General features: G+C 65.6%; 26 protein-coding genes and 1 tRNA gene. 15 read left to right on the forward strand and 12 right to left on the reverse strand.

The features are described from left to right. Positions 1-5 precede the first annotated feature (5 nt). Positions 6-998, forward strand: coding sequence for a ligase-associated DNA damage response exonuclease (locus QU596_RS09900; protein ID WP_420030975.1), 993 nt, complete (start codon positions 6-8; stop codon positions 996-998). On the opposite strand, the gene QU596_RS09905 is transcribed toward QU596_RS09900, so the two are convergent. Then, positions 995-1,939, reverse strand: a complete 945-nt coding sequence (locus tag QU596_RS09905; RefSeq protein ID WP_308515354.1) for a GAF domain-containing protein — start codon at positions 1,937-1,939, stop codon at positions 995-997. The genes QU596_RS09900 and QU596_RS09905 overlap by 4 nt on opposite strands. A 7-nt stretch (positions 1,940-1,946) precedes the next feature. Next, on the reverse strand, positions 1,947-2,519 hold the full coding sequence (locus tag QU596_RS09910; RefSeq protein WP_308515355.1) for a hypothetical protein: 573 nt from the start codon (positions 2,517-2,519) through the stop codon (positions 1,947-1,949). 161 nt (positions 2,520-2,680) lie between these two features. Between QU596_RS09910 and QU596_RS09915 the strand changes: the two genes are divergently transcribed. Next, the gene (locus tag QU596_RS09915; protein ID WP_308515356.1) at positions 2,681-3,664 is read left to right on the forward strand and encodes a winged helix-turn-helix domain-containing protein; all 984 of its coding nucleotides are present in this window, start codon (positions 2,681-2,683) and stop codon (positions 3,662-3,664) included. On the opposite strand, the gene pgmG is transcribed toward QU596_RS09915, so the two are convergent. Together pgmG and QU596_RS09925 are read right to left on the reverse strand one after the other, a co-directional pair. Next, positions 3,661-5,040: a phosphoglucomutase/phosphomannomutase PgmG gene (pgmG, locus tag QU596_RS09920; RefSeq protein WP_308515357.1), complete on the reverse strand. Its 1,380-nt coding sequence runs from the start codon at positions 5,038-5,040 to the stop codon at positions 3,661-3,663. The genes QU596_RS09915 and pgmG overlap by 4 nt on opposite strands. A gap of 28 nt (positions 5,041-5,068) precedes the next feature. Further along, a complete protein-coding gene (locus QU596_RS09925; protein WP_308515358.1) occupies positions 5,069-5,863 on the reverse strand; it encodes a division plane positioning ATPase MipZ in 795 nt (264 codons plus the stop codon). A 67-nt stretch (positions 5,864-5,930) separates the two neighbouring features. Between QU596_RS09925 and panC the strand changes: the two genes are divergently transcribed. Together panC and QU596_RS09935 are read left to right on the forward strand one after the other, a co-directional pair. After that, positions 5,931-6,761, forward strand: coding sequence for a pantoate--beta-alanine ligase (gene panC, locus QU596_RS09930; RefSeq protein ID WP_308517978.1), 831 nt, complete (start codon positions 5,931-5,933; stop codon positions 6,759-6,761). A gap of 80 nt (positions 6,762-6,841) precedes the next feature. Then, the gene (locus tag QU596_RS09935) at positions 6,842-7,147 is read left to right on the forward strand and encodes an SEL1-like repeat protein (protein WP_308515359.1); all 306 of its coding nucleotides are present in this window, start codon (positions 6,842-6,844) and stop codon (positions 7,145-7,147) included. Here QU596_RS09935 and QU596_RS09940 read toward each other — a convergent pair whose 3' ends face one another. From QU596_RS09940 to QU596_RS09950, 3 genes are read right to left on the reverse strand one after another with little or no spacing between them, the layout of a single operon-like run. Next, the gene (locus tag QU596_RS09940) at positions 7,148-7,597 is read right to left on the reverse strand and encodes an OmpA family protein (protein WP_308515360.1); all 450 of its coding nucleotides are present in this window, start codon (positions 7,595-7,597) and stop codon (positions 7,148-7,150) included. After that, positions 7,594-8,886 carry a Tol-Pal system beta propeller repeat protein TolB gene (gene tolB, locus QU596_RS09945; RefSeq protein WP_308515361.1) on the reverse strand — a complete coding sequence of 431 codons (1,293 nt, stop codon included), beginning with the start codon at positions 8,884-8,886 and terminating at the stop codon, positions 7,594-7,596. The genes QU596_RS09940 and tolB overlap by 4 nt, the downstream gene beginning before the upstream one ends. Then, positions 8,886-9,338, reverse strand: a complete 453-nt coding sequence (locus tag QU596_RS09950) for a YbgC/FadM family acyl-CoA thioesterase (RefSeq protein ID WP_308515362.1) — start codon at positions 9,336-9,338, stop codon at positions 8,886-8,888. The genes tolB and QU596_RS09950 overlap by 1 nt, the downstream gene beginning before the upstream one ends. A 99-nt stretch (positions 9,339-9,437) precedes the next feature. On the opposite strand from QU596_RS09950, the gene QU596_RS09955 reads away from it, so the two are divergent. Continuing rightward, positions 9,438-9,965, forward strand: coding sequence for a hypothetical protein (locus QU596_RS09955; RefSeq protein ID WP_308515363.1), 528 nt, complete (start codon positions 9,438-9,440; stop codon positions 9,963-9,965). Continuing rightward, entirely contained in the window at positions 9,958-10,167 is a 210-nt protein-coding gene (locus QU596_RS09960; protein WP_308515364.1) for a helix-turn-helix transcriptional regulator, read from the forward strand. The genes QU596_RS09955 and QU596_RS09960 overlap by 8 nt, the downstream gene beginning before the upstream one ends. Here QU596_RS09960 and QU596_RS09965 read toward each other — a convergent pair. Both QU596_RS09965 and ruvB read right to left on the reverse strand, forming a co-directional pair. Beyond that, on the reverse strand, positions 10,154-11,284 hold the full coding sequence (locus tag QU596_RS09965) for a DUF3089 domain-containing protein (protein WP_308515365.1): 1,131 nt from the start codon (positions 11,282-11,284) through the stop codon (positions 10,154-10,156). The two genes, QU596_RS09960 and QU596_RS09965, sit on opposite strands and share 14 nt — an antisense overlap. After that, a complete protein-coding gene (gene ruvB / locus QU596_RS09970) occupies positions 11,284-12,327 on the reverse strand; it encodes a Holliday junction branch migration DNA helicase RuvB (protein WP_308515366.1) in 1,044 nt (347 codons plus the stop codon). Before ruvB ends, QU596_RS09965 begins: the two co-directional genes overlap by 1 nt. Positions 12,328-12,393: 66 nt before the next feature. On the opposite strand from ruvB, the gene QU596_RS09975 reads away from it, so the two are divergent. Continuing rightward, positions 12,394-13,518 carry a dipeptidase gene (locus tag QU596_RS09975; protein WP_308515367.1) on the forward strand — a complete coding sequence of 375 codons (1,125 nt, stop codon included), beginning with the start codon at positions 12,394-12,396 and terminating at the stop codon, positions 13,516-13,518. Between the two features lie 3 nt (positions 13,519-13,521). Here QU596_RS09975 and QU596_RS09980 read toward each other — a convergent pair whose 3' ends face one another. Next, positions 13,522-13,914 (reverse strand): GFA family protein, encoded by a 393-nt coding sequence (locus QU596_RS09980; RefSeq protein WP_308515368.1) that lies wholly within the window; start codon positions 13,912-13,914, stop codon positions 13,522-13,524. Then, complete coding sequence (gene ruvA / locus QU596_RS09985) at positions 13,911-14,501, reverse strand: Holliday junction branch migration protein RuvA (RefSeq protein ID WP_308515369.1); 591 nt, start codon at positions 14,499-14,501, stop codon at positions 13,911-13,913. The genes QU596_RS09980 and ruvA overlap by 4 nt, the downstream gene beginning before the upstream one ends. Positions 14,502-14,604: 103 nt before the next feature. On the opposite strand from ruvA, the gene msrB reads away from it, so the two are divergent. Further along, positions 14,605-15,087, forward strand: a complete 483-nt coding sequence (gene msrB, locus QU596_RS09990) for a peptide-methionine (R)-S-oxide reductase MsrB (RefSeq protein WP_308515370.1) — start codon at positions 14,605-14,607, stop codon at positions 15,085-15,087. A gap of 3 nt (positions 15,088-15,090) precedes the next feature. Here msrB and QU596_RS09995 read toward each other — a convergent pair whose 3' ends face one another. Further along, positions 15,091-15,414 carry a hypothetical protein gene (locus tag QU596_RS09995; RefSeq protein WP_308515371.1) on the reverse strand — a complete coding sequence of 108 codons (324 nt, stop codon included), beginning with the start codon at positions 15,412-15,414 and terminating at the stop codon, positions 15,091-15,093. A 104-nt stretch (positions 15,415-15,518) separates the two neighbouring features. Here QU596_RS09995 and QU596_RS10000 point away from each other — a divergent pair, with 104 nt between their 5' ends. From QU596_RS10000 to dacB, 7 genes are all read left to right on the forward strand, one after another. Continuing rightward, on the forward strand, positions 15,519-16,415 hold the full coding sequence (locus QU596_RS10000) for an aldose 1-epimerase (RefSeq protein WP_308515372.1): 897 nt from the start codon (positions 15,519-15,521) through the stop codon (positions 16,413-16,415). Between the two features lie 45 nt (positions 16,416-16,460). Next, positions 16,461-16,553: transfer RNA gene (locus QU596_RS10005), tRNA-Ser, on the forward strand. A gap of 21 nt (positions 16,554-16,574) precedes the next feature. After that, positions 16,575-17,465, forward strand: a complete 891-nt coding sequence (locus tag QU596_RS10010) for a LysR family transcriptional regulator (protein WP_308515373.1) — start codon at positions 16,575-16,577, stop codon at positions 17,463-17,465. A 68-nt stretch (positions 17,466-17,533) separates the two neighbouring features. Further along, positions 17,534-18,568 carry an N-acetyltransferase DgcN gene (dgcN, locus tag QU596_RS10015; protein WP_308515374.1) on the forward strand — a complete coding sequence of 345 codons (1,035 nt, stop codon included), beginning with the start codon at positions 17,534-17,536 and terminating at the stop codon, positions 18,566-18,568. After that, a complete protein-coding gene (dgcA, locus tag QU596_RS10020) occupies positions 18,526-19,515 on the forward strand; it encodes an N-acetyl-D-Glu racemase DgcA (protein WP_308515375.1) in 990 nt (329 codons plus the stop codon). Before dgcN ends, dgcA begins: the two co-directional genes overlap by 43 nt. Then, on the forward strand, positions 19,512-20,753 hold the full coding sequence (locus QU596_RS10025; protein ID WP_308515376.1) for a dicarboxylate/amino acid:cation symporter: 1,242 nt from the start codon (positions 19,512-19,514) through the stop codon (positions 20,751-20,753). The genes dgcA and QU596_RS10025 overlap by 4 nt, the downstream gene beginning before the upstream one ends. Positions 20,754-20,813: 60 nt before the next feature. Beyond that, positions 20,814-22,199 (forward strand): D-alanyl-D-alanine carboxypeptidase/D-alanyl-D-alanine endopeptidase, encoded by a 1,386-nt coding sequence (gene dacB / locus QU596_RS10030; protein ID WP_308515377.1) that lies wholly within the window; start codon positions 20,814-20,816, stop codon positions 22,197-22,199. The last annotated feature ends 98 nt before the right edge of the window (positions 22,200-22,297 follow it).

Raw genomic sequence — 22,297 nt, forward strand, 5'->3', positions numbered from 1 at the left:
CCCGCATCGGTTCCTGGATCGAGCCCCACCCCGAGGGCATCTACGTGCGGCCCGCGGATGCGTGGGTCGATCCGTCACAGCCTAAAGACCGTGCGCTCGTCACCCACGGCCACGCCGACCATGCGCGCGGCGGACACAGCAAGGTCCTCGCAACGCCTGAGACGCTGGCGATCATGGAATGCCGCTACGGTCCGCAGCCGGGCGGCCAGCCGATCGCTTATGGCGAAAGCATCCGCGTCGGTGATGTCGACGTCAGCTTCGTTCCAGCGGGCCATGTCCTCGGCTCCGCGCAGATCGTGCTCGAGCACAAGGGCGAGAAGGTGGTCGTATCCGGCGACTACAAGCGCCGGTCCGACCCGACCTGCCCGCCCTTCGTGCCGGTGCCGTGCGACATCTTCATCACCGAGGCGACGTTCGGCCTGCCGGTCTTCCGCCACCCCGACACGGGCAGCGAGATCGATCGGCTGCTTCACCGCCTGCACAGCGACCCCGAGCGCTGCGTCCTCGTCGGCGCCTATGCGCTAGGCAAGGCGCAGCGGATCATCACCGAACTGCGCGAGCGCGGGCATCACGATCCCATCTATTTCCACGGCGCGGTCGAGCGCCTGTGCAAGCTCTATGAAGAATTGGGTGTGCCGCTGGGCGATCTTCGTCCCGCGACCGGTGCATCGAAGGACGAGCTTCGCGGCAAAGTCGTCATTGCGCCCCCCAGCGCGCTTAACGACCGCTGGTCGCGCCGCCTGCCCGACCCGGTGACGGCGATGGCGTCCGGCTGGATGCGCATCCGTCAGCGCGCCCGCCAGCGCAATGTGGAGCTACCGCTGATCATCTCCGACCACGCCGACTGGGACGAGCTCACCACCACCGTCCGCGAGCTCGCACCGGGAGAGGTGTGGATCACCCACGGCCGAGAGGAGGCGCTAAAGCACTGGTGCATGACGCACCAGATCAAGGCCCGCGAACTGAACCTCGTCGGCTACGAAGACGAGGACGATTAAGCCGGGCTGAGTGCGCGCCTCAGGGCCGTCTTCGCACGGTCGCGGTCGATTACGAGTGCGGCCGTCTGGATGATGAGGTCCACCAGCAATAAATCGCGATAGGTCGGCTCGCGCGGCTCGCGATGATACATCGCAAAGGTCCCGAGCACATCGCCGCCATGGGTCAGGATGGGGATCGACCAGCAGGCCCGCAGCCCATGCGCGAGGGCCAGATCACGATAGTCTGCCCACAGCGGATCGTTGGCGATGTCCGACACGTAAACCGCAGAGCCGTTGTAGGCGGCGGTTCCGCAGGATCCCGCGCAAGGCCCGATCTCGAAGCCGTCAATCGCTTCGCTGTAGGCGCGAGGCAGGCTCGGTGCGGCGCCGTACCGCAGATGCCGCCCGTCGGCGTCGAGGAGAAGGATCGAGCCAAGCACGCCGGTCGACGAGCCCGATTCCACGATGCGGATCAGCTCACCGAGCGTCTGCTCGAGCGGGCTGTCGTTGATCGCCAGCCCGAGTACTTTTGAATGCGCGACACGAAGCATTTCGCCGCGCTTCTGATCGGTGACATCGTGGCCCTGGATGAAAATGCCCTCGGGCACCGGCTGAAACACGAGGTCGAGCACCAGCTCCTCGGGCGTCAGGTCCGACCGCACAACGGTCATCGGCATGGCACGCGCAACGAACGCCTCGCCCGATCGCGCGACGCCGAGCAGAATGTCGTCGATCCCTTGATCGTCCAGCTCGGGAAAGGCTTCGTTGAACGCTTTTCCCGCCAGGTCGCTTCGGCCGACGAGTTTCTTGAACGCTTCATTGGCGACGAGAAAGCGCAGATCCTTGCCGCCGACCAGCGCCATGAAGCCGGGCGCGTGGGCGAACATCGAGCCGAGTCGCTCGACCTCGCCGGCATACTGGGCGTGCTGCTCCAGCATGCCGGCATCATACAGCAATCCCATCGCTGCGTCACGACCGGCCGAACTTGGCTGCCCGACGGAACAGCGCTGCCGAGGCAAGGAACAGGCCGGCGAAGACGCTGGTGCCGATGAGCTCGCGCGAATGCGGCACGAACGGCTCGTCGGTCGGGTTCATCACCGCAATCAGGAAGGCGATGCCCAGCGATGCGGCCGTCGCAAGCATTGCCGTCGACATGCCGGCCGGCTTGCCGTGCGTAACGACTGAACCGGCGATGCCGATGGCCAGCGCGCCGAAGAATAGCAGGTTCGCCGGATTATCCTCGCTGCCGACTATGCCGACCGCGAGATTCACCCACGTCACCAGGAAGGCGCCGAGAAGCGCGAGGGCCGCGCCGGTGCGATAGGAAGCGTTGGAGGACGCGCGGACGGCAAGTTCGAGCAAGCCCCCGACGATCCCGAACAATGCCGCCGCAAAGATGAAGTCGCCCGGCGACCAGTCCACGCCTTCTGCATTCAGCTGCATCGCGACGAACGGAGCGGCGAGCAGCGCGACGGCGCCGCCCCAGCCGATGAGGCGCCACGGCACTCCGCGCCGACCGCCTGGTTGAACGAACTCCGCCATACTTGCCTCCAGCATTGATTGAGGCTTCACATGATCACAAAGGCCGGTGAGCGGCATGAGCAAAGGCTGAGATTATCCTGAAAAGCGCGCGCGCCTGCTATCGCTTCGGCCAATTCAGCCTGGATGCGGCTGACCGGCGGCTGTGGCGGGACGGTGAGGCGGTGGAGCTTAGCTCCCGCTATCTCGATGCGCTTGTCCTGCTCGTCCGCCAGGCGGGAACGCTCGTCACCAAGGACGACTTTCTTGACCAGGTGTGGGCCGGCGTGCCGGTCACCGACGAGGCGCTGACGCAATGCATCAAGTCGCTGCGGCGGGCGCTGGGCGACGATGCGGCGCGACCGAGCTTTATCGAGACGGTGCCCAAGCACGGCTACCGGTTCATCGCGGCCGTCGAAGGCGGCGTCGCGCGACGGCCGCCTGCCTTGCCCATTCGCGAGTCCTGGCGCGACACCTTGCTGCTCGCCGCGGCCGGAACCGTCGGCGGCGGCATTGCCGGCTTCTTCGGCGGCATCTTTTACGGTTTCCTGGGCGCCTCGCGGCCGCTGCAGCCCGGCCTCGGCGCGGTCTCGGTGCTGCTGGTCATCATGTGCCTGACGATCGCGGTCGGGCTGATTGGCGGCGCGGGCGTCAGCTTCGGGGTCGCGATCGGCCGAAAGCTGTCGGCGCGAGACTGGCACACCGCAACAATCGGCGGGGCATTAGGTGGGTTGATTGTGGGTGCGGTCGTCAAGCTGCTGGGGCTGGATGCCTTCAACCTGCTGTTCGGCAGGTCGCCGGCGGGAATGACGGGGGCGCTCGAAGGACTGATACTGGGCGCGGCCGTTGGGCTCGGCATCTGGATCGCCTCGCGAATGCCCGGTCTGCGGCGGAGCGCCGCCATCGCGGCAGGCTTCGGGGCGCTCGCCGGATTGATCATTCCGCTGCTCGGCGGGCGACTCATGGGCGGCAGCCTCGTGCTGCTCGCGCAAACCTTTCCCGGCTCGCGCCTGCGGCTCGATCAGGCCGGCGCGATCCTCGGCGAACATGGCTTCGGCCGCGTCAGCCAGATGGTGTCAGGCGCGTTTGAAGGCGCGGTGTTCTGCGCGGGCGTCGTCGCTGCGACGATCCTTGCCGAACGCAGCCTGAGACCGCCCAGCCGGTCCTAGTGCTCGGCTTCGACCCGCTCGACGCCGGACTTCGCCAGCTGCTCGTCGATCTGCCCGATCAGGCGATCGAGTCCCGACTGATCGCCAGCCTCGGCTCGCGCGACGAGCACGTCCTGCGTGTTCGATGCGCGGAGCAGCCACCAGCCATCACCGGTCTTCACGCGCACGCCATCGGTCGCATCGACCGTCGCGCCGTCCCCGGACAGCCGGTCGCGGACTTCATCGACGATCGCGAACTTGCGGACTTCGTCGACCTGGAAGCGCATCTCCGGAGTCGCTACCGACACAGGCATCGCGTCCATGATTTCCGTCAGGCTCTTACCCGACGCCGACACCGCTTCGATTAGGCGGACCGCCGCGTAGAGGGCGTCGTCGAAGCCGAACCAGCGGTGCTTGAAGAAGATGTGGCCGCTCATCTCGCCCGCCAGCGGCGCGCCGGTTTCCTTCATCTTCGACTTGATGAGGCTGTGCCCGGTCTTCCACATCAAAGGTTCGCCGCCAATTTCGGCGATGCGGTCGAACAGAACCTGGCTCGCCTTGACGTCGGCGATGATGGTCGCGCCCGGCTGCTCTTTCAGGATCGGCTCGGCAAGGATCATCAGCAACTGGTCGCCCCAGATCACGCGGCCCTTGCTGTCGACCGCACCGATGCGGTCGCCGTCGCCGTCGAAGGCGATGCCGAAGTCGAGCTGCTTATCGGTCACCAGCCGCTTGAGATCCTCAAGATTCTTCTCGACCGTCGGGTCGGGATGGTGGTTGGGGAAGGTGCCGTCGACCGTTGTGAAGATGGCATAATGCTGCCCGGGCAGGCGCTGGATCAGCTCGTCCAGGACCGGGCCCGCGGCGCCGTTGCCGGCGTCCCAGCCGACGCGGTAGGCGTTGCCGGAGAAGCCTTCGAGCAGCCGTTCCACATAGCGCTCACGAATCTGAACTTCTTCAGTGTCGCCCTGACCGTCGAGCCAATCGCCCTGCGCGGCGCGGCGCCCGAGCGCCTGAATTTCCTGCCCGAACACCGACCGGCCCTTCAGCAGCATCTTGAAGCCGTTGTAATTGGCCGGGTTGTGGCTGCCGGTAACCTGGATCCCGCCGTCCACGTCGAGCGTGTGCGTAGCGAAATAGAGCATCGGCGACGGGCCCATGCCGGTCAGTACCGCATCGACACCGGATTCCGTCAGGCCCCGCACCAGCGCCGCTTCGAGCATGCCGGAATGCGTGCGGCCGTCGCGGCCGACGGCGATGCGCGTCGCGCCTTCGTCGCGCGCTAGCGAACCGTAGGTCCGGCCGAGCGCATAGGCGTCGTCTTCGGTCAGCGTGTCGCCGACGATGCCGCGAATGTCGTATTCACGAAGGATGGTAGGATTGAAACGATGGGTCATGGCGCCGCCCTAGCGCCTGATCGGCCCCTCAACCAGTGGCGGCGAGTTGCTGTCCCTCGTCGGCACCGGGGATTCCGAGCCCGGCAATCATCTCGCGCAATTCCTGACGCGCGGCGATGTGGCCAAGTCCGACTTCACCGATTTGCTGCAGATCGAGCAGAGTCAGGCCCTTTGGGAATAATTCGCGATAGATTACGCGCTCGCCGAGGCCCGGGATGACGCGGAAGCCGACGCGACGGGCCAGTTCGTCCATCGCGGCGCCCACGCGCTTGAGATTGTGCGACTCAATGTGCTGCAGGCGGTTGCGCAACACGACCCAGTCGACGCTCTTGCCCGTGTTCTTGGCGCGCTGCGTGCGGCTGTTCCAGATCAGCTCGGCGTAGAAGCTCGGCTTGGTGATCTTGTAATTTTCCGGGTGAACCTGGCCGATGAGGTCGAGGTCGACGAAGCTATCGTTCATCGGGGTGACCAGCGTGTCCGCCTTGAGGATCGCGGCGCGCGCGACGGGGTCGTCGCGGCCGGGCGTGTCGATGACGATCACGTCGACGTCGCCAGACAGCCGCTCGATCGCCGAGGTCAGGCCGGCCTCGGTCTGATCGTCAAGCACTGCGTAGGTCGCCTGCGGGAGCTGCTTTTCCAGCCGACGCATCGTCGCGTCGCGGTTCTCGAGATAGCGCGTCATGGTCCGCTGCCGGCTGTCGAGGTCGAGCGCGCCAACGCGGTGACCGGAAGCGGCCAGCGCAACCGCGGTGTGCACCGCGGTCGTCGACTTACCGGTCCCGCCCTTTTCGTTGGCGAAGACGATGAAATGCGGCTGGCTCATGCTTGATATTTCCCCCGGCGCAGGTGCAAGCGCCGCCCGTCCGGAGATTAACGGAGGCGGGACAGGCGTGCAAATTGTTCGTGAATCGAAAGACTTGGAAATCGCCCGTGCGGAATGGGCCGATTACCGGGTCGCCTTCGTGCCGACGATGGGCGCGCTGCACGACGGTCACCTGGCGCTGATTGCTCGCGCCAAGGATCAGGCGCAGCGCGTCGTCGTGTCGATCTTCGTCAATCCGCTCCAGTTCAACGATCCCGCGGATCTCGATCGCTACCCGCGGCAGGAGGAAGAAGACCTCGCCAAGCTGCGCGAAGCGGGCTGCGACCTCGCCTGGCTGCCGATCGCCAGCGAATTCTATCCGGACGGCTTCGCCACGACCATTCACGTGTCAGGCGTCAGTGATCGCTGGGAAGGAGAACACCGCCCCGGCCATTTCGATGGCGTCGCGACGGTCGTCGCCAAATTGTTCGTCGATGTGGCGCCCGATGTCGCCTTGTTCGGTGAAAAGGACTTTCAGCAATTGGCGGTCATTCGAAGAATGTCGGCAGACCTCGGGCTTGGTGTCGATATCGTGGGTGTCCCGACGGTGCGCGATGAAGACGGTTTGGCCCTGTCTTCTCGCAACGCGCTGCTTTCCACTGATGAGCGGGAGCGTGCTGTCGCCCTGCCGCAGGCGTTGGAAGCAGCGCGTGAGGCTATCGCTGGAGGTGCGTCAGTCGCGGAGGCGCTGCGCTCAGCCAAGCAGTCGCTGATCGACGCTGGCTTCCTAAAGATCGACTATTTCGCGCTGGTGGACGACGCAACGCTGGAGCCGCTCGAGGCCATGGAGGAAGGATCGCGCCTCATCGCCGCGGCGTCGATCGGCGACGTGCGGCTGATTGATAATCTCGCCGTTTGAACATGGTTGAATCGCGTTAACCATTTATTTGCCCTTCGCCGACCACTCTCGTCTCACCAAGGGGACTGAGGGGAATACAAATGGGGGCAATTAGTCAGAAGAGCGCGGAGTTCCTGCTGCGCAGCCGTCTTGCGGATGCGGAAGCTGGTGATGTCGACGCGCTGTTCGAGCTGGGCGTGACGTTTTCAACCGGCCGCGGGGGGCTGACGGTCGATCTGGTCGAAGCGCACAAGTGGTTCAACCTCGCGGCGCTGTCGGGCTGCACGCGTGGTCAGGAATGCCGTGCCGAAATCTCGCTGGAGATGACGGCCCGCGAAATCGCCGAAGCGCAGCGTCAGGCCCGCGCCTGGCTCGCCAGCACCGGCTACCAGCGCCGCGCCGCGTAATTACCGAACGAGGACGGTGACGGCGCGGCCGAGACCCGGTCGCTCCTTGCCCCAGCTTGTGATCGACAGCTGGGCCGCAGGCACACCCATCAAGATCAGATAAGCGCGCACCGCGTCCGCCCGCTGGGCGCCCACCGCGATCGCATGGTCGCGGGTGTCCGTGGTGTCGCCATAGCCTTCCACGCGCACCACGACTTCAGGATGCCGCCGAAGCCATGCCGCCTGGGCGGCGAGGGTCGTGCGAGCCGGGACGCCGAGGCCGACGCTTTCCGCGCCGAAGAAGATGGTTGTCCCGCCGGACTGGGCGGCGAATTCGGTCCGCTGGGCGTCGATGCCCTGCGCAATTGCTTCCGCAGGCGGTGGCCCGGTGCGCTTGCGCAAGCCGGGGAGCTGCGCCTGTGAAGCGGCTGCCACCGTCAGCGCGGCGACGAAAAGAATGAGCTTCTTCATTGGTCGATCACCCTCGACCAGGCGGGGTCGGATCCGTCCTGCGGGATGGTCATCACCCGTGGCTGGCTGCCGTCGAGCGCGACGCGCGCCAGGCCAGAACGCCCGCCCGCGCCGGCGCGCTGGAATATCAGTTCCCGACTGCTCGCCGCCCAGCTGGCACCCTCGTCGGCCGGCCCGTTGGTCAACGCCCGCTCGCCAGTCCCGTCGGGCTTGATGATCCCGATGCTTCGCCCATTCTGCGCGCGGCGGGTAAAGGAAATCCACTTGCCGTCGGGACTCCACTGCGGCGCGGCATACCATCCGCTGCCGAAGCTGATCCGGCGCTGGCCCGTGCCGTCGGCATTCATCACATAAAGCTGTTGCGATCCGCTGCGGTCGCTTTCGAAGACGATCTGGCTTCCGTCGGGGGAGAAGCTCGCGCTCGTATCGACGCCCGGCGCTGTGGTCAGGCGCTGCGCCGCGCCGCCCTGCGCGCCGACCACATAAATGTCGGCATTCGGTCCGCTCATCATCGAGAAGGCAATCCGGTTGCCATCCGGCGAGAAGCGCGGCGCAAACGTCATCGCCTCGGTGTTCAAGACTGGCCGCTGGTTGCCGGATGCGACATCGATGATGCGGACGGCGGGCCGGCCATCGGCGTAGCTGACGAATGCGATCTGCTGCACCTTTGGCCCGATGTCCGGGGTCAACACCATGGCGCCGCCCGCGGTGAGATAGCGGTGGTTGTAGCCGTCACTGTCCATCAGCGCGATGCGCCGCGTGCGGCCGTCGCCGACGCCGCTTTCGGCGACATAGGCGATCTGCGTGTCGAACATGCCCGGCGCCCCAGTGATCGCGGTGTACGCCAGGCCCGAGCACTTATGCGCGGCGCGGCGCCAGTCGTTGGCGCCGACGATGAAGCCCTTGCGGCCGAGCTCGCGCCCCTTCTGCGTGTCGTAGACGTAGCAGCCGACCGTCAGCCGCCCATCCGACCGTGACTGGACGAAGCCGGTCACCAGCGCCTTCGCCCCCGCCGAACGCCACTTGGGGAAACTCGGCGCGGTGACTTCGGGATAGGAATAATAATCGTCGCGGTTGGGCTGCAGCGGCATGACTTCCGCGGTCTGGCGCAAGTCGGTCTCGATCAGCTGGGTGACCTGCCAGCCGAGCGCCAGCATCTCATTCCCGCGTGAGCCGCTGTCCGGGCTCGTCAGCGGCGGGATCGCAATCACTGTCGCCGTCGGGTCGGGCGATTGCGCCACGGCTGCGGAGCCGATCCCCAACATCAGTAAGGCAAGAAAACGTGTCATCACTTCGTCGTAATCGCCATGAACTTTTCGACCCAATCCTTCGGCTGCCGGCGCGGGCGCCCGCCTCCATCGAGGAAGGCGGCAGTAACCGTCGCGTCGGTCAACAGTTCGGTCCCGCGCATGACTCGCTGATGAATATCGACCGAGGATGCGCGGACCTGTTCGACCGTGCTGACGACCAGCAGGTCGTCGCCAAGCCGCGCCGGCCGGCGATATTTGATGTTCACCTCGACAACCGCATAGGCGCTGCCCGAGCGGCGCAGCTCTTCCGCCTGATCGACGCCGACCGCGCGGACCATGTCCGATCGCGCCCGCTCCATGAATTTTAGATAGTTGGCATAATAGACGATGCCGTAAGCATCGGTGTCCTCGAAATAGACGCTGAGCGCGAAGCGGTGCTCCGTGCCCTGGAAGCCGCCGCGATAGGGTATGTCGAGGTTGTTCTCGGCCATCGCCGCCGCTCTAGCGGCCAAGGACTCATGCCGAAACCCCGCTTGACTCCCGTGTAACGCAAAGGTTACAAGTAACCCATAGGTTACAAAGGGGCGACGATGAACGATTATTCGATCGGACTGGTGGCTGGCGTCGCGATCGGCGCCTTGATCATCCTGGTCTTCAAGCTGCGGAATCGCGGCAGCCTCGAAACCTCAGCCGAAAAGGCCGAATATCTGACCAGGCAACGGGCGCGGATGCTGCCGGTATTGGCCATCCTGCTGATCACGCAGCAAGGCGCGTTCCTAAGCTCCACAGATGACGGGCGTACCGTCGACCACGTGAAGATCGCGGCGTGGGTGGTGATGGCCGCCATCGTCCTGCTCGCGCTGGTAACCGGGGGCGGCTGGGCGTTTCCCAAGCAGGTCCGCGACCTTGCCAATGACGAATCCACGCAGCTTCATCGCCTGCGGGCCATGCGCCTCGGCTTCATCAACGCGATGCTGACCTGCTTCCTCCTCTACGTGCTCGGCATGTTCACCCCCGTTCCCGGCCGCGACGCGATTCACATCGTGACGACCGTCGGACTGGCCTCCGCACTGATCTCCTTCGCCGCGCTGGAGCGCCGCGCGCTGCGCAATGCCTGAGCGGCTTGCCAATAGTCTCAAGGAACGCCGGACCGAGCTTGGCCTCACCCAGGCCGAGCTCGCCGAGCGCGTCGGCGTCACGCGCAAGACCGTGAACACGGTCGAAAATGGCGTCTTCACGCCGTCGACGATCCTGGCATTGAAACTGGCCGAGGCCCTCGACCGTACAGTCGAGCAGCTGTTCCAGATTATCGAGGACTGATTGCTTCGACCGTGCGGATCAGGTCGCCCTGCGCTTCCTGTATGTCAGACAGGTGCATGCCCCAGCCGGGCATGAACATGTTCATCAGCCCGACCTCACCGCCGATGCGGTCGGTCCATTTCTCGCCGGGCTTATGGTTGGTGCGGATCGACAGATAGCCGCGCTGACCGTCGTTGACGCAGCGCGCCGAGACGAGACCCTCCGTGCGTAAATACGGGCTCGGTGGCGCACCCTCGCTCGACCAGGTGATAGGACCGCCGGGCACGGGGAGTGTCGAGCGGCTGAACCAATAGCTATCGAGCGGCGCCCAATCCGTCGAACCCGGGCGCGCCGGATTGACGCACCCGACGGTCATTCCGGGCTTGTCCGCAATGCCGAACAGCGCGCCCACCGGCGGCACATTCTTCTCGCGAAAGCTGACCCAGCTCATCACGCAGCCAGTCTGGCCGACGCGACTGCAAAGCGGCGTCTTCTTGAAGGTGCCGCCGACCAGCTTGCCCTGCGGGACGAGGACGTTGAAACCGGGGATGATCGCCAGCTTCATCCGCGCAGCGACGGCCGGATTGGTCTCGATCTCCTTGGAGATCAGCGTCTGCAGCATCAGGCTGCCCTGGCTGTGGCCGATCAGGACGAACGGCCGGCCATTATTCCTGGTCGCCAGGTAATTGCGCCACGCCGAGACGACGTCGCTGTACGCCAGGATTCCCGCCGCCGTGACATCAGCGCCGGCAGCGGCGGCGGCCACTGCGCCCAGGGTCATCTGACGGTAAATCGGTGCGTAGGTCCGGCAGACCCCGGCGAACCGCGAGAATTGGGTCTGGACGGCGCCAAGTTCCTCGCTGGCGTTAAGGTCGCTGTTCATGCCCTGATCGCGAGACACGGTCGGATACACGTAGAAACAGTCAACCGGCGGATCCTTGGCAACGACGCTGAGACCCGTCGAGCCATATCCGTTCGGGTTCAGCGCGGTTGTCGGCAGCGGCTTGGCACAGGTGTCGGCCCGTCCCGGCAGGCAAAGCCATGATGCCGGCTTGCTGTAATCGGGCGCGGTTGGCGCAGGCTGGGCGGACGCCGGAGCCGCAAACGCGGCGGCGGCGAGCAACAGTATTTGACGCATTATTTGGACGCAGCTCCCTGATCGAACAGTCCGGACTGGCTACCTTGCGGCATGGGCAGGCCAAGGTGGGCGTAGCCGCGGCCGTTCAGGCAACGCCCGCGTGCCGTGCGGGCGATGAGGCCAAGCTGAATGAGATAGGGCTCTATCACATCCTCGATCGTGTCCCGCGGCTCGGACAGGCCAGCCGCCAGCGTCTCCACGCCGACTGGCCCACCGCCGTAGAGATCAGCGATCATGCCGAGATAGCGGCGATCCATTGCGTCCAGCCCCAGCGCGTCGATCTCCAATCGCGACAGCGCGCGGTCCGCGACAGCGGCATCGATTTCGTCGGCGCCCGCAGCATGGGCGAAGTCGCGCACGCGGCGCAGCAGGCGACCGGCGATCCGAGGTGTCCCGCGCGACCGCCGGGCAATCTCCCGCGCGCCGTCAGCGGCGATCGCAGCACCGAGCAGTCGCGCCGCACGGCTGACGACCAGCTCCAGCTCTTCGACAGTATAGAAGTTCAGGCGAACCGGGATGCCGAAGCGGTCCCGAAGCGGGGTTGTCAGCAGGCCCTGCCGTGTAGTCGCGCCGACCAGGGTGAAGCGCGGCAGGTCGATCCGCACCGAGCGCGCCGAAGGACCTTCGCCGATCATCAGGTCGAGTGCACGATCCTCCATCGCCGGATAAAGCACTTCCTCGACTGCGGGATTGAGCCGATGGATCTCGTCGATGAAGAGGACGTCGCCGTCCTCGAGGTTGGTCAGCAGTGCCGCCAGATCCCCCGATTTGGCGATTACCGGTCCGGAGGTCGCGCGAAAGCCCACGCCCATCTCGCGCGCCAGGATCGCCGCCAATGTCGTCTTGCCCAGGCCCGGCGGGCCGTGGAGCAGTACATGGTCCAGCGCCTCGCCGCGCGCCTTGGCGGCGCTGACGAACACCCGCAGGTTCTCGCGCGCCGCCTGCTGGCCAATGAACTCGTCGAGGCTCTTCGGCCGCAGCGCCGCGTCGGCGTCTTCGCTGGTGCGCTCGGGCGTGGTGATGCGGGCGGGGTCGGTGGCCATCGGACGCCGTTGATTCGCAGATGGATTGGCTTACGACAAGCGTTCAGCGCGAAGGGAGGGGGCTCCATGAAATTCGACCGGCGGACCATGATCGCAGGCGGCTTGGCGACGTTGGCGGGCGCTCCGGCATTCGCGCAGCGACGGCCGGCGCCATCCAGCTGGTTCGACCGCGCGATCATCATCGACGCGCTTGGCGGGACCGGCGACCCTTATGCGCCGAACGACTGGATGCGAATGAGCGATCGCGCCTGGGCGGAAACCGTCGCGACCGGGGTGACCGTCGTTCGCGACACCGTCCTGCCGGTCGGCAACACCGCCGACAACTGGGGTGACTTCAAGAGCAATATCGACAGCCGGCGCCAGTTGTTCGCGGCCAATCCCGACCGTCTGATCCTGATCCGATCGAGCGCCGACATTCTGCGCGCCAAGCGCGAGAAGAAGTTCGGCGTCGTGCTCGGCACGCAGGATACGTCGATGGTCGGGCCGGTGCTCGACCGGCTGGCGGAGATGAAGAAGGACGGCGTCATGACCGTCCAGCTTACCTACAACCTCCGCAACCTCAGCGGCGATGGGTCTCTCGAGCCTGCCAACTCCGGCCTGTCCAATCTGGGTCGCAAGACGATCGAGCGCATCGAGGCGGAAAAGCTGCTCCTCGATCTGTCCCATGGCGGTGCTCGAACGATCGAGGAGGCCATCGCCTTCGCCAAGCGGCCGCTGGTCATCAGCCACACCGGATCGCGCGCGTTGATGGACCATCCGCGCAATACATCCGACGCGTCAATGAAGGCGGTGGCGGACAAGGGCGGCGTCGTCGGCGTCTATTTCATGCCCTACCTGCGTGCCGACATGCATCCGGCCGCCGCCGACGTCATCGCCCATGTCGAGCATGTCGCAAAGGTGGTTGGCGAGGACCACGTCGGGATCGGCACCGACAATGGCGTGCTGCCGACCAACATGGACGCGGCGAGCAAAAAGCGGATGGATGACTGGCAACGCGAGCGGATCAGGCTTGGGATTGCCGCGCCGGGGGAGGCGGTCGGCGTCTATCCGATGGTCGCCGACTACGACAGCGTCGACCGCTACCGCCGCTTCGCTGCCGACCTGCAGAAGCGCGGCTGGTCGCAGGCGCGGCTCGAAAAGCTGATGGGCGGCAACTTCCTGCGCGTCTATCGCGACGCCTGGGTCGCCTGACGATCAGTCGTAATGATCGGCTGCCTCGATGGCCCCGAGCCAGGGCTGCTTGCGCGATTCGTAGACGGAATAGTTGATCTTCGCGAAATAGGGATCGTCGAACGCGCCGAGTGGGATGGCGACCAAATTCTCGTCCCCGGCCAGATAATAAACGTCCGACCCGCAGTCCGGGCAGAAGTGGAAGGTCGCTACAGCGCCGCTGTCGCCGGCTTTGGCGAAGCTCCCCGACCGCCCGTCGATGCTGACCTGATCTGCGGGAAAGCGAACCTGCACTGCGAATGCGCTGCCCGATCTTTTCTGACAATTGAGGCAGTGACAGACCGACGTGCGGACCGGCTCGCCGGCGGCGGTGGCGCGGAGTTGCCCGCAGCGGCACGAGGCGGTGCGCTTGGTCATCTTGCAGCTTTCTTCAGCGCCAGTCGCACCAACGCATCGAGGGTCGCCTCGTTGCCGAGCTCGTCCTGAGCCGCGTTCACGGCGGCGCTGGCGTCGGCCGGCTTGAACCCGAGGTTGGCGAGCGCGGACAGCGCATCGCGCGCCGAGTTGCCGCGCGGTGCCGGTGCGATGCCTCCGATGGCGGCGACGCCGAGCTTGCCCTGCAATTCATTGGCAATGCGCGCGGCAAGCTTTGGGCCCACGCCATTGGCGCGACCGATCATCGCCTTGTCTTCCTGCGCCACCGCCCGCGCCAGCTCGTCCGGCGGGAGGACCGAGAGAATCGCCAGCGCTAGGCGCCCCCCCACGCCCTGGACGCTGGTCAACGTGCGGAACGCATCGCGCTCGGCCTGAGAGGCAAAGCCGAAGAGTGTCCATGCGTCCTCGCGCACCTGCAGTTCGGTTAGCACCAGCACCTGTCCGCCAACCGGTCCCAAGGCGTCGAGCGCACGCGTGCTGAGGTGCACCATGTAGCCTACGCCGCCGACGTCGATCACCGCGCTGTCGCTGCTCGTCTCCGCAAGCGTTCCCGAAAGTCTGGCGATCAAGCTGCGTCCCCAAGCTGCGTCGACGCGTATCTTTAAAGCGCCTCGGCCTGCGGACAAGCGCGCTTCATCGGCCGTTCAACGGCGATTTGCGAAAGGATTGTACATGATCGATCGTCGCTTTTTCCTTGGTTCCGCCGGCGTCGCGGCGGCATCTATGATGCTGTTCGGCCGTTCCGGCACCGCCGCGCCCGCGATGCATTTCGCGGTCAATCACACGCCGGCCGAGTGGAAGAAGATGCTGGGGCCGCAGCGCTTCGCCATCCTGCGCGAAGCCTCGACCGAGCGGCCGTTCACCAGCCCACTCAACAAGGAGCATCGCCGGGGCACCTTCATCTGTGCGGGTTGCGCGCGCCCCCTGTTCGATTCCGCCACGAAGTTCGACAGCGGCACCGGCTGGCCCAGCTTCTGGAAGCCGCTGTCCGGCGCCGTCGTCACGCGCGCCGACCGCAGTTTGTTGATGGAACGGACCGAAGTCCTCTGCTCGCGCTGCGGCGGGCACCTTGGGCACGTTTTCAACGACGGCCCAAAGCCGACCGGCCTTCGCTATTGCATGAATGGCCTGGCGATGAATTTCCGCCCGGCCTAGCCGTCAGGCGACGATGCGCAGCTTCTCGCGCTTGCCGGGCGCCGCATAGCAAACCACGCCAAGCTCTGCTTGAAGGCGCGCCAGCTCCGCTTCCTTCGCCGCGCGAGCCGCATCGGCATAGCGCTGCTCGATCGCCGCTTCCTCCGCGGTTTGCTGCCGATAGTAGGAGATAGTGATTCGGTGTCCGAACACCTCGTCGCCTCTTAGGCGTAACTCGGCATGCGCCTCTTCCGGTAGCGCTGCCCGTATCTCCGTCAGTTTCGCGATGAGCTCGTCGATCGACGCATGGTCCGCAACGTCGACGAATTCCTTGACCCGCCTACCCATGATTGACCCTCCCCAGGACCTCGGGCGTTCAAATACAAGGCGCGCGATTCGGTGTGCAATCGGCAATCGCATTTTATCCCCAGGGAAGTTTCGAAAGGGTTGTCATGAATAAGACGATCGAGTTGATGGCCGGGCCGCTGCGGTTGGTCATCGACCCGGCGGTTGGCGGCTCGATCTCGGCATTCGAGTGGAACGACGCAGCAGGCGGCTGGCCTATCCTGCGCCGCTGTCCCAATCCGCTGGAGAAGGTGCTCGATGCCGCCAGCTTTCCGCTGGTCCCCTACGTGAATCGTATCCGTGACGGCCGCTTCACATTCCGGGGCCGCGAGGTCGCGATCGAGCCCAACATGGCAGGCGACCCGAGTCCGCTGCACGGGCAGGGGTGGCTAAATTCCTGGGAGGTTGAAGAGCAGACCCAAGCTTCCGCGACCTTGTCGTTTCGCCACGAAGCCGGCGAATGGCCCTGGGCGTACGAAGCGCGCCAGCGGTTCAAGCTTGATGAGGGGGCGCTCAGCCTTGAACTCGACTGCCGGAGCCTGTCGGATACCCCGATGCCCTGCGGGCTCGGCTTTCACCCGTATTTCCCCTGCGGATCCGCTACCGTGCTCGACACGAACGTCGAAGTTGCATGGACCATCGACGACAAAGTTCTGCCGGTTGAGCGCGTGCCGGCCACGGGTCGATACGACCTTCGCGAGCGGCGGATCTGCGGACAGGACTTGGACAACGGCTTCGGTGATTGGGCCGGCGAAGCGACAATCGTCGACTCGGCTTGGCCCTTCAGCATCCGAATGACTTCCGCGGACGCCAAGTTTTTCCAAGTCTACTCGCCGTCCACCGGTGGGATATTCGTTGCTGAGCCGGTGTCTCACGCAAACGCGGCGCTCAATGCGCCGGAAAGCGAATGGCCCGAGCTTGGCATGCGCGTGCTCGCGCCTGGCGAGACGATGGATCTGTCGATGCGGCTGGCCATCGAGCCGCAAAGCGCGGCCTCCGGTTGAAGCTTTCAAAAGGCCTGACTATAGCCCGCGCTCCTGAGCCGCTGCGGAGACGTGGGTGAGTGGCTGAAACCAGCGGTTTGCTAAACCGCCGTACGGGGTATTCCCGTACCGAGGGTTCGAATCCCTCCGTCTCCGCCACTTTTGCTATGGCTCGGCCCAATGAACCTTCGCCACATCGAGATTTTCCACGCGGTCTATGTGAACGGGTCGGTCAGCGCGGCGGCGCGAGCGCTGAATGTGTCGCAGCCTTCGGTGTCGAAGATGCTGCGTCATGCCGAATCCCTGCTCGGCTTCACCTTATTCCAGCGGACCAGCGCGGGGCTCGTCCCGACCGAAGACGCCCACATGCTGTTCGCAGACGTCAGCGAAATCCAGGATCGCGTTCATGCCCTGCGAGAAGCGGGCCGCAATATGAAGCGTGGCGCGGGCGGGACGTTGCGAATCTCGGCGCTGCCATCCCTCGCGCTGGACGCGCTGCCGACCGCAGTGGCGCGGTTCATGCAGACGCACGAAAATGTGAAATTCGATCTGCAGACCATCCATCACGATGATCTGCTGCGTAAACTCTATGAGCGGGAGACCGACGTCGCTGTCGCCTATCAGGTGCCGCCGGCCACGCCGATCGGCAGCCACTGGCTCGGCGAGGGCGAACTCGTCCTGCTCTATCGCGAGGAGGACTTGCCGGACGCACCAGCGTCGGTCGATCTTCAGGTGCTCAATGGCCGCCGGTTCATCAGCCTCGCGGCAAGTGGGCCGATCGGCGGGGTGTTCAGCCAGGAACTCCAGCGGCTGGAGCTCGAGCTCGACGTCGACGAGGTCGTGTCGGCCCGCACCTTCTACATCGCCTGCGCCCTCGTCAGACAGGGTGTCGGCATGGCGGTCGTCGACAGCTTCACCGCCCAGGCTTCGCTGACGCCCGGCCTTTCGATGCGGCCGCTCAAGCCCCGCCTGACCTTCGACGTCCAGGCGATGTATCTCATCAATCGGCCGCCGAAAGCGCTTGCCGCGGAGTTCCTGAAGACCCTCGCGGGGGTGATCGACGCTCTATAACGGCAGGCTATGCCGAGCGACGCACTCGTTATGAACGGCGGCGCGCGGCGCACGATACGCTTCGCCCCATGATCCCTGGTCCTTTCCTTTTGTATCTCGGGAGCCGCACCGAGCCCGCTGACGTCAAGACGTCGCGTGGCATGGCTGAATTCCGCCGCGAAGATTGCGTCGGCGAATTCCGGCATGACGCTAGCACGCTGACGCTTGGCCTGCCGCGGATGACGATGGCGGAGGCTGCGGCGGCCGGTGCGCGAACGCTTGTTCTCGGTATCGCCAGCGCCGGCGGCAAACTGGGCGAGGAACTTGTCGCGGACGCTGTTGCAGCGCTGGAAGCTGGCCTGAACGTGGCGGCGGGCATGCACGAGCGCTTGCGGAACGAACCGCGCCTGGCCTCGCTGGCGGCCGAGCGTGGATTGCAGCTGTTCGACGTTCGCGATGTCCCGCCGGGTCTCGTCGTCGGCAATGGCTATCACCGCGCCGGCAAGCGTCTGCTAACCGTTGGTACCGATTGCTCGGTGGGCAAGATGTACAGCACGCTGGCGCTGACCCGCGCGCTGCAAGCGCGGGGCGTCGCTGCTGATTTTCGCGCCACGGGCCAGACCGGCATCCTGATTGCCGGCGATGGCGTCCCGGTGGACGCCGTAGTTGCAGACTTCATTTCCGGCGCCATCGAGCGGCTTGCGCCGGCGCGGAGCGATGATGGCTGGGATTTGATCGAAGGCCAGGGCTCGCTGTTTCACCCCTCATTCGCAGGCGTTTCACTGGGTCTGTTGCACGGCGCTCAGCCTGAGGCGCTCGTCCTGTGCCACGAGCCCGAGCGACCGCATATGCGCGGTATTCCCGGACGTCCCTTGCCGGGCCTTGAGGACACGCTGAGCCGCAATCTGGAGGCGGCGCGACTGACGAGCCCGAATGTTCGCGCCGTCGGCATCTGCCTGAATACTTCTCGCCTCGACCGCGCTCGCGCCGAAGCAATGTGTCGTCAGACCGAAGACCGGCTTGGCCTGCCCTGCACCGACCCGATGGCCTTCGAGGTCGAGGCGATCATCGACGAAATGCTATGCGCCGAACGCTCAGCGTCCGCCACGACCGTTTCCCTCTAAGCCGACCGTTCCGCATCTCCCGCGGCGTGAAGACCGCGGCGGACGTGGTGACGGTGTCGGTCGAGCAGGGCGGCGTCGTGGGACGCGGCGAGGGCGTGCCCTATCCGCGCTACGGCGAGAGCCTCGATAGCGTCATCGCGCAGATTGAGGCTGCGCAAACCGAGGTCGAAGAAGGCGCCGATCGTGACACCTTGCTGACGGCGATCCCCCCGGGTGCGGCACGAAACGCCATCGACTGTGCGCTATGGGATCTCGAAGCGCGGCTCTCTGGCCGCACGGTCGCCGCGCTGATTGGCGCCCCTGAACCGACGGCTTTGATCAGTGCGCTTACGATAGGAATAGATACACCGGATGCCATGGCCGCTGCCGCCGCCGCGGTGGCTGATGCCCCGCTGCTCAAGATCAAGGTCGATGCCGATGATCCGGCAGCAGCGATTCGTGCCGTTCGCGCCGCTGCAGGCGATGCGCGGCTGATCGTGGACCCCAATGAGAGCTGGGATCAAGCCTTGGTCGAGCGCATGCAGGACGTGCTCATGGAGGCGCGCGTCGACCTTCTCGAGCAACCGATCCCTGCCGACAAGGATGACTGGATCGAAGGCTTCGCGCCGGCCGTCCCGATCTGCGCCGACGAGGCTGTCCACATCGCGGCCGATCTCCCGCGTGTCGCCCGTCGCTATCAGTTTGTGAACGTCAAGCTGGACAAGTCAGGCGGACTCACCGCCGCGCTCCAGCTTGCCGAGGCCGCGCGCGCCTGCGGGCTCGGGCTGATGACCGGCTGCATGATCAGTTCATCCCGCTCGATCGCGCCGGCGCTGCACGTGGCGCGGATGTCGGACTTCGTTGACCTCGATGGGCCGCTCTGGCTCAAGGAGGACTTGCCGGGCGGCGTGACGGACGACGGGGGTCGCATCGTCCCGCCCGCAAGGGGGTTCTGGGGGACAGTTTGACACGCTGGCTATCGATTCCGCTGTGGAAGCGCGTCCTCGGCGGACTGGTCCTCGGCCTGGCGCTCGCGCTCCTATGGCCATCGGCCGCGCCGATAATTGCCTTCATCGGCGACCTGTTCGTCCGCGCGATCCGCATGCTGGTCGCACCGATCGTGCTGGTGACGATCGCGGCGGGTATCACCTCGCTTGGCGACCCGAAGCGGCTTGGCGGGATCGGTGTTCGCACGATCGGCATGTTCGCCTTTACGACGGCGATCGCCGTGTCGGTCGGCATGGCGGTTGCGGCTCTCGTGCGGCCCGGCATCGGCGCGCCGCTCGGCACCGCCGCGCCGCACGTCCTCGGGAAGCCGGTCACCCCTTACGACCAACTGATCGGCATCATCCCACTCAACATCTTCGACGCGCTGGCGAAGGGCGACATGCTGGCGCTCATCTTCGTTGCAATCCTGTTCGGCGTCGGGACGTTGCTGACCGGCGAAGCGGGCAAGCCCTTCGCGGATCTTCTCCAGGCCGCTTCGGCAGTACTGTTCCGGGTCGTGGGCATCGTCATGGAGGCGACGCCGTTCGGGGTGTTTGCGCTGACAGCCAACGCCGTCGCGGCGAACGGCGCGTCGGTTTTCATCCATGTCGGCTGGCTGGCGCTTGCCGTCCTGATCGGCTCGCTGTTCCAGATCATCGTCGTGCACAGCCTGATCCTGCGGCTGCTAGCGCGGTTGCCGGTACTGCCATTCTTCCGCGGGATCATCGACGCGCTTGTCGTCGCATTCTCGACCGCTTCGAGCTCGGCGACTTTGCCGGTCGCGATGCGTGTCGCCGACCGCAACCTCGGCATTAGCCGCCCTGTTTATTCGACCACGCTCCCGCTCGGCGCCAGCATCGGCAAAGACGGCACCGCCATGTACGTCGGACTGCTCAGCATGTTCGGCCTGCAGGCTTTCGGCGTGCCGCTCACCCCCACGGTTTACGCACTCGTCCTGCTGACCGGGGCCTTGGCGGCGTTCGGGACGGCGCCCGTTCCTTCTGCGTCGTTATTCATGCTGGCGGCCGTCATGTCGGCGGTCGGCGTTCCGCCCGAGCAGACTGCTTTGATCGTTGGCTTCGTGCTGCCGTTCGATCGTCTGCTCGACATGACGCGCACTGTGCCCAGCGCGAGCGCCAACCTCACCGTCGCAACGACCGTTGCGCGGTGGGAAGGTGAGCTGGACGAGGCGCGATATCGCGCGGCCAACCAAGCCTAGGAGACCATGATGAAGCCGAGCCTATTTGCCGCTTTGCTCCTGTGTGCGTCGACACCAACGTTGGCGGCGGAGACGCTTCAGCAGCGCGTGGAAGCGCGATTGGCTCAAGCGGCGCCGGGCACGCGCTTCGGCCTCGTCGTCGCAGCGGACGACGGGCACGAGCTCATCGCCATCGCGCCGGACGCGCGCTTCATTCCCGCGTCGAACACGAAAATGTTCACGACCGCCGCAGCCTTCGCCAACCTGCCGGCTATGGATCAGCCGGACACCACAGGGGGTGCCGCGGTGGGCCTGGACGGCAACGATGTCCGCCTGATCGGCAATGGCGACGCGCGGCTTTCGAGCGCCGCGGATTGCACCATCGACTGCTTGGCGGTGCTGGCGGATGCGGTCGCGGCCCGAACCCGCCGCGTAAACGACGTGATTGGCGACGACACCGCCTTCCCCGACCAGCGCTGGAGCCCAGGGATGAGCTGGAACAACATCCCATCGTCGGATGGCACCGGCATCTCCGCGCTCACGATCGACGACAATCGGATCAGTCTGACCGTCACGCCCGCGTCGGTCGGTTCGGCACCCACGTTTCAACTGAGCCAGCCTTACTACACCGTGCTCAACCAAGCCGTGACGGTCGCCACCGGCAAAACCGACCTGACGGTCGACCGTATGCCGGCCGACCGGACACTGCGCCTGTTCGGCACCATCGCGGCGGACGCCAAGCCGGAAAGCATCGGCCTCGGCATCGACGACCCGGCGCACTACGCCGCCTGGCGCCTGAAGGCCTTGCTGGAAGTGCGAGGCGTAAAGGTGAGGGGCAGCGTTCGTTCCGTGCACAGGCCGCTCGCCTTCGCTGACGATCCCGAAAAACGGGGCAACGCGCCGCCGACCCGTCCGGCCGCAGGCGAAGTGCTGGCAAAGCTCACGCCGCCCCCGCTCACGCAGGACATGACCACCATCAACAAGGTCAGCCAAAACCTTCATGCGGAGCTGACGCTGCGCCGCGTCGGGCTGCTCAGGGGCACAGGGTCAATCGAGGATGGACAGCAGGCGGTGCAGGCCCTGCTGGCCAGTGCCGGAGTCCCGCGCACCGGGTTCGACTTTTCCGACGGCTCCGGCATGTCGACGTACAATCGCGTCGCGCCAAGGTCGGCGGTGAAGTTTCTTCGCTGGGTGGCGGCTCAGCCCTGGGGTGCGACCTGGCGGGCGACGCTGCCCATCGCCGGCTACGACGGAACGCTCAAAAGCCGCTTTCAGGGATCGACACTGCAAGGCCGTCTGTTCGCCAAGACCGGCACCCTCAATGCGACGCGCGCCCTGTCCGGCTACATGATCGCCAAAAGCGGGCGGACGCTGACCTTCTCAATGTTCGCCAACGACGAACCGTCCGGCACCAGCGCGCGGGAAACGATGGACGCGGCGCTAGAGATGGTCGCGAGCGAAAACTGATGCGCCAAATCAACAATTATCGGAAGTTATAGGCGGCCCAAAAGAAACTATGGCGTGCGCAGGCGCGACTGTTACTTAATGCCGCTTTGGGGCCGTGG

Origin of the sequence: Sphingomonas flavescens (assembly GCF_030866745.1) — a bacterium.
Lineage (GTDB): Bacteria > Pseudomonadota > Alphaproteobacteria > Sphingomonadales > Sphingomonadaceae > Sphingomicrobium > Sphingomicrobium flavescens.

Excerpts from the sequence above, each read along its gene's own strand:
- QU596_RS09955 (WP_308515363.1), top strand. The coding sequence starts at position 9,438 with ATGAACGATTATTCGATCGGACTGGTGGCTGGCGTCGCGATCGGCGCC.
- dgcA (WP_308515375.1), top strand. The coding sequence starts at position 18,526 with ATGCGCCGAACGCTCAGCGTCCGCCACGACCGTTTCCCTCTAAGCCGA.
- dgcN (WP_308515374.1), top strand. The coding sequence starts at position 17,534 with ATGATCCCTGGTCCTTTCCTTTTGTATCTCGGGAGCCGCACCGAGCCC.
- QU596_RS09910 (WP_308515355.1), bottom strand. The coding sequence starts at position 2,519 with ATGGCGGAGTTCGTTCAACCAGGCGGTCGGCGCGGAGTGCCGTGGCGC.
- QU596_RS09995 (WP_308515371.1), bottom strand. The coding sequence starts at position 15,414 with ATGGGTAGGCGGGTCAAGGAATTCGTCGACGTTGCGGACCATGCGTCG.
- ruvB (WP_308515366.1), bottom strand. The coding sequence starts at position 12,327 with ATGGCCACCGACCCCGCCCGCATCACCACGCCCGAGCGCACCAGCGAA.
- QU596_RS09960 (WP_308515364.1), top strand. The coding sequence starts at position 9,958 with ATGCCTGAGCGGCTTGCCAATAGTCTCAAGGAACGCCGGACCGAGCTT.
- QU596_RS10010 (WP_308515373.1), top strand. The coding sequence starts at position 16,575 with ATGAACCTTCGCCACATCGAGATTTTCCACGCGGTCTATGTGAACGGG.
- QU596_RS10000 (WP_308515372.1), top strand. The coding sequence starts at position 15,519 with ATGAATAAGACGATCGAGTTGATGGCCGGGCCGCTGCGGTTGGTCATC.
- msrB (WP_308515370.1), top strand. The coding sequence starts at position 14,605 with ATGATCGATCGTCGCTTTTTCCTTGGTTCCGCCGGCGTCGCGGCGGCA.
- QU596_RS09935 (WP_308515359.1), top strand. The coding sequence starts at position 6,842 with ATGGGGGCAATTAGTCAGAAGAGCGCGGAGTTCCTGCTGCGCAGCCGT.
- tolB (WP_308515361.1), bottom strand. The coding sequence starts at position 8,886 with ATGACACGTTTTCTTGCCTTACTGATGTTGGGGATCGGCTCCGCAGCC.
- QU596_RS09905 (WP_308515354.1), bottom strand. The coding sequence starts at position 1,939 with ATGGGATTGCTGTATGATGCCGGCATGCTGGAGCAGCACGCCCAGTAT.
- QU596_RS09940 (WP_308515360.1), bottom strand. The coding sequence starts at position 7,597 with ATGAAGAAGCTCATTCTTTTCGTCGCCGCGCTGACGGTGGCAGCCGCT.
- pgmG (WP_308515357.1), bottom strand. The coding sequence starts at position 5,040 with ATGACCCATCGTTTCAATCCTACCATCCTTCGTGAATACGACATTCGC.
- QU596_RS09925 (WP_308515358.1), bottom strand. The coding sequence starts at position 5,863 with ATGAGCCAGCCGCATTTCATCGTCTTCGCCAACGAAAAGGGCGGGACC.
- QU596_RS09975 (WP_308515367.1), top strand. The coding sequence starts at position 12,394 with ATGAAATTCGACCGGCGGACCATGATCGCAGGCGGCTTGGCGACGTTG.
- QU596_RS09965 (WP_308515365.1), bottom strand. The coding sequence starts at position 11,284 with ATGCGTCAAATACTGTTGCTCGCCGCCGCCGCGTTTGCGGCTCCGGCG.
- QU596_RS09950 (WP_308515362.1), bottom strand. The coding sequence starts at position 9,338 with ATGGCCGAGAACAACCTCGACATACCCTATCGCGGCGGCTTCCAGGGC.
- QU596_RS09980 (WP_308515368.1), bottom strand. The coding sequence starts at position 13,914 with ATGACCAAGCGCACCGCCTCGTGCCGCTGCGGGCAACTCCGCGCCACC.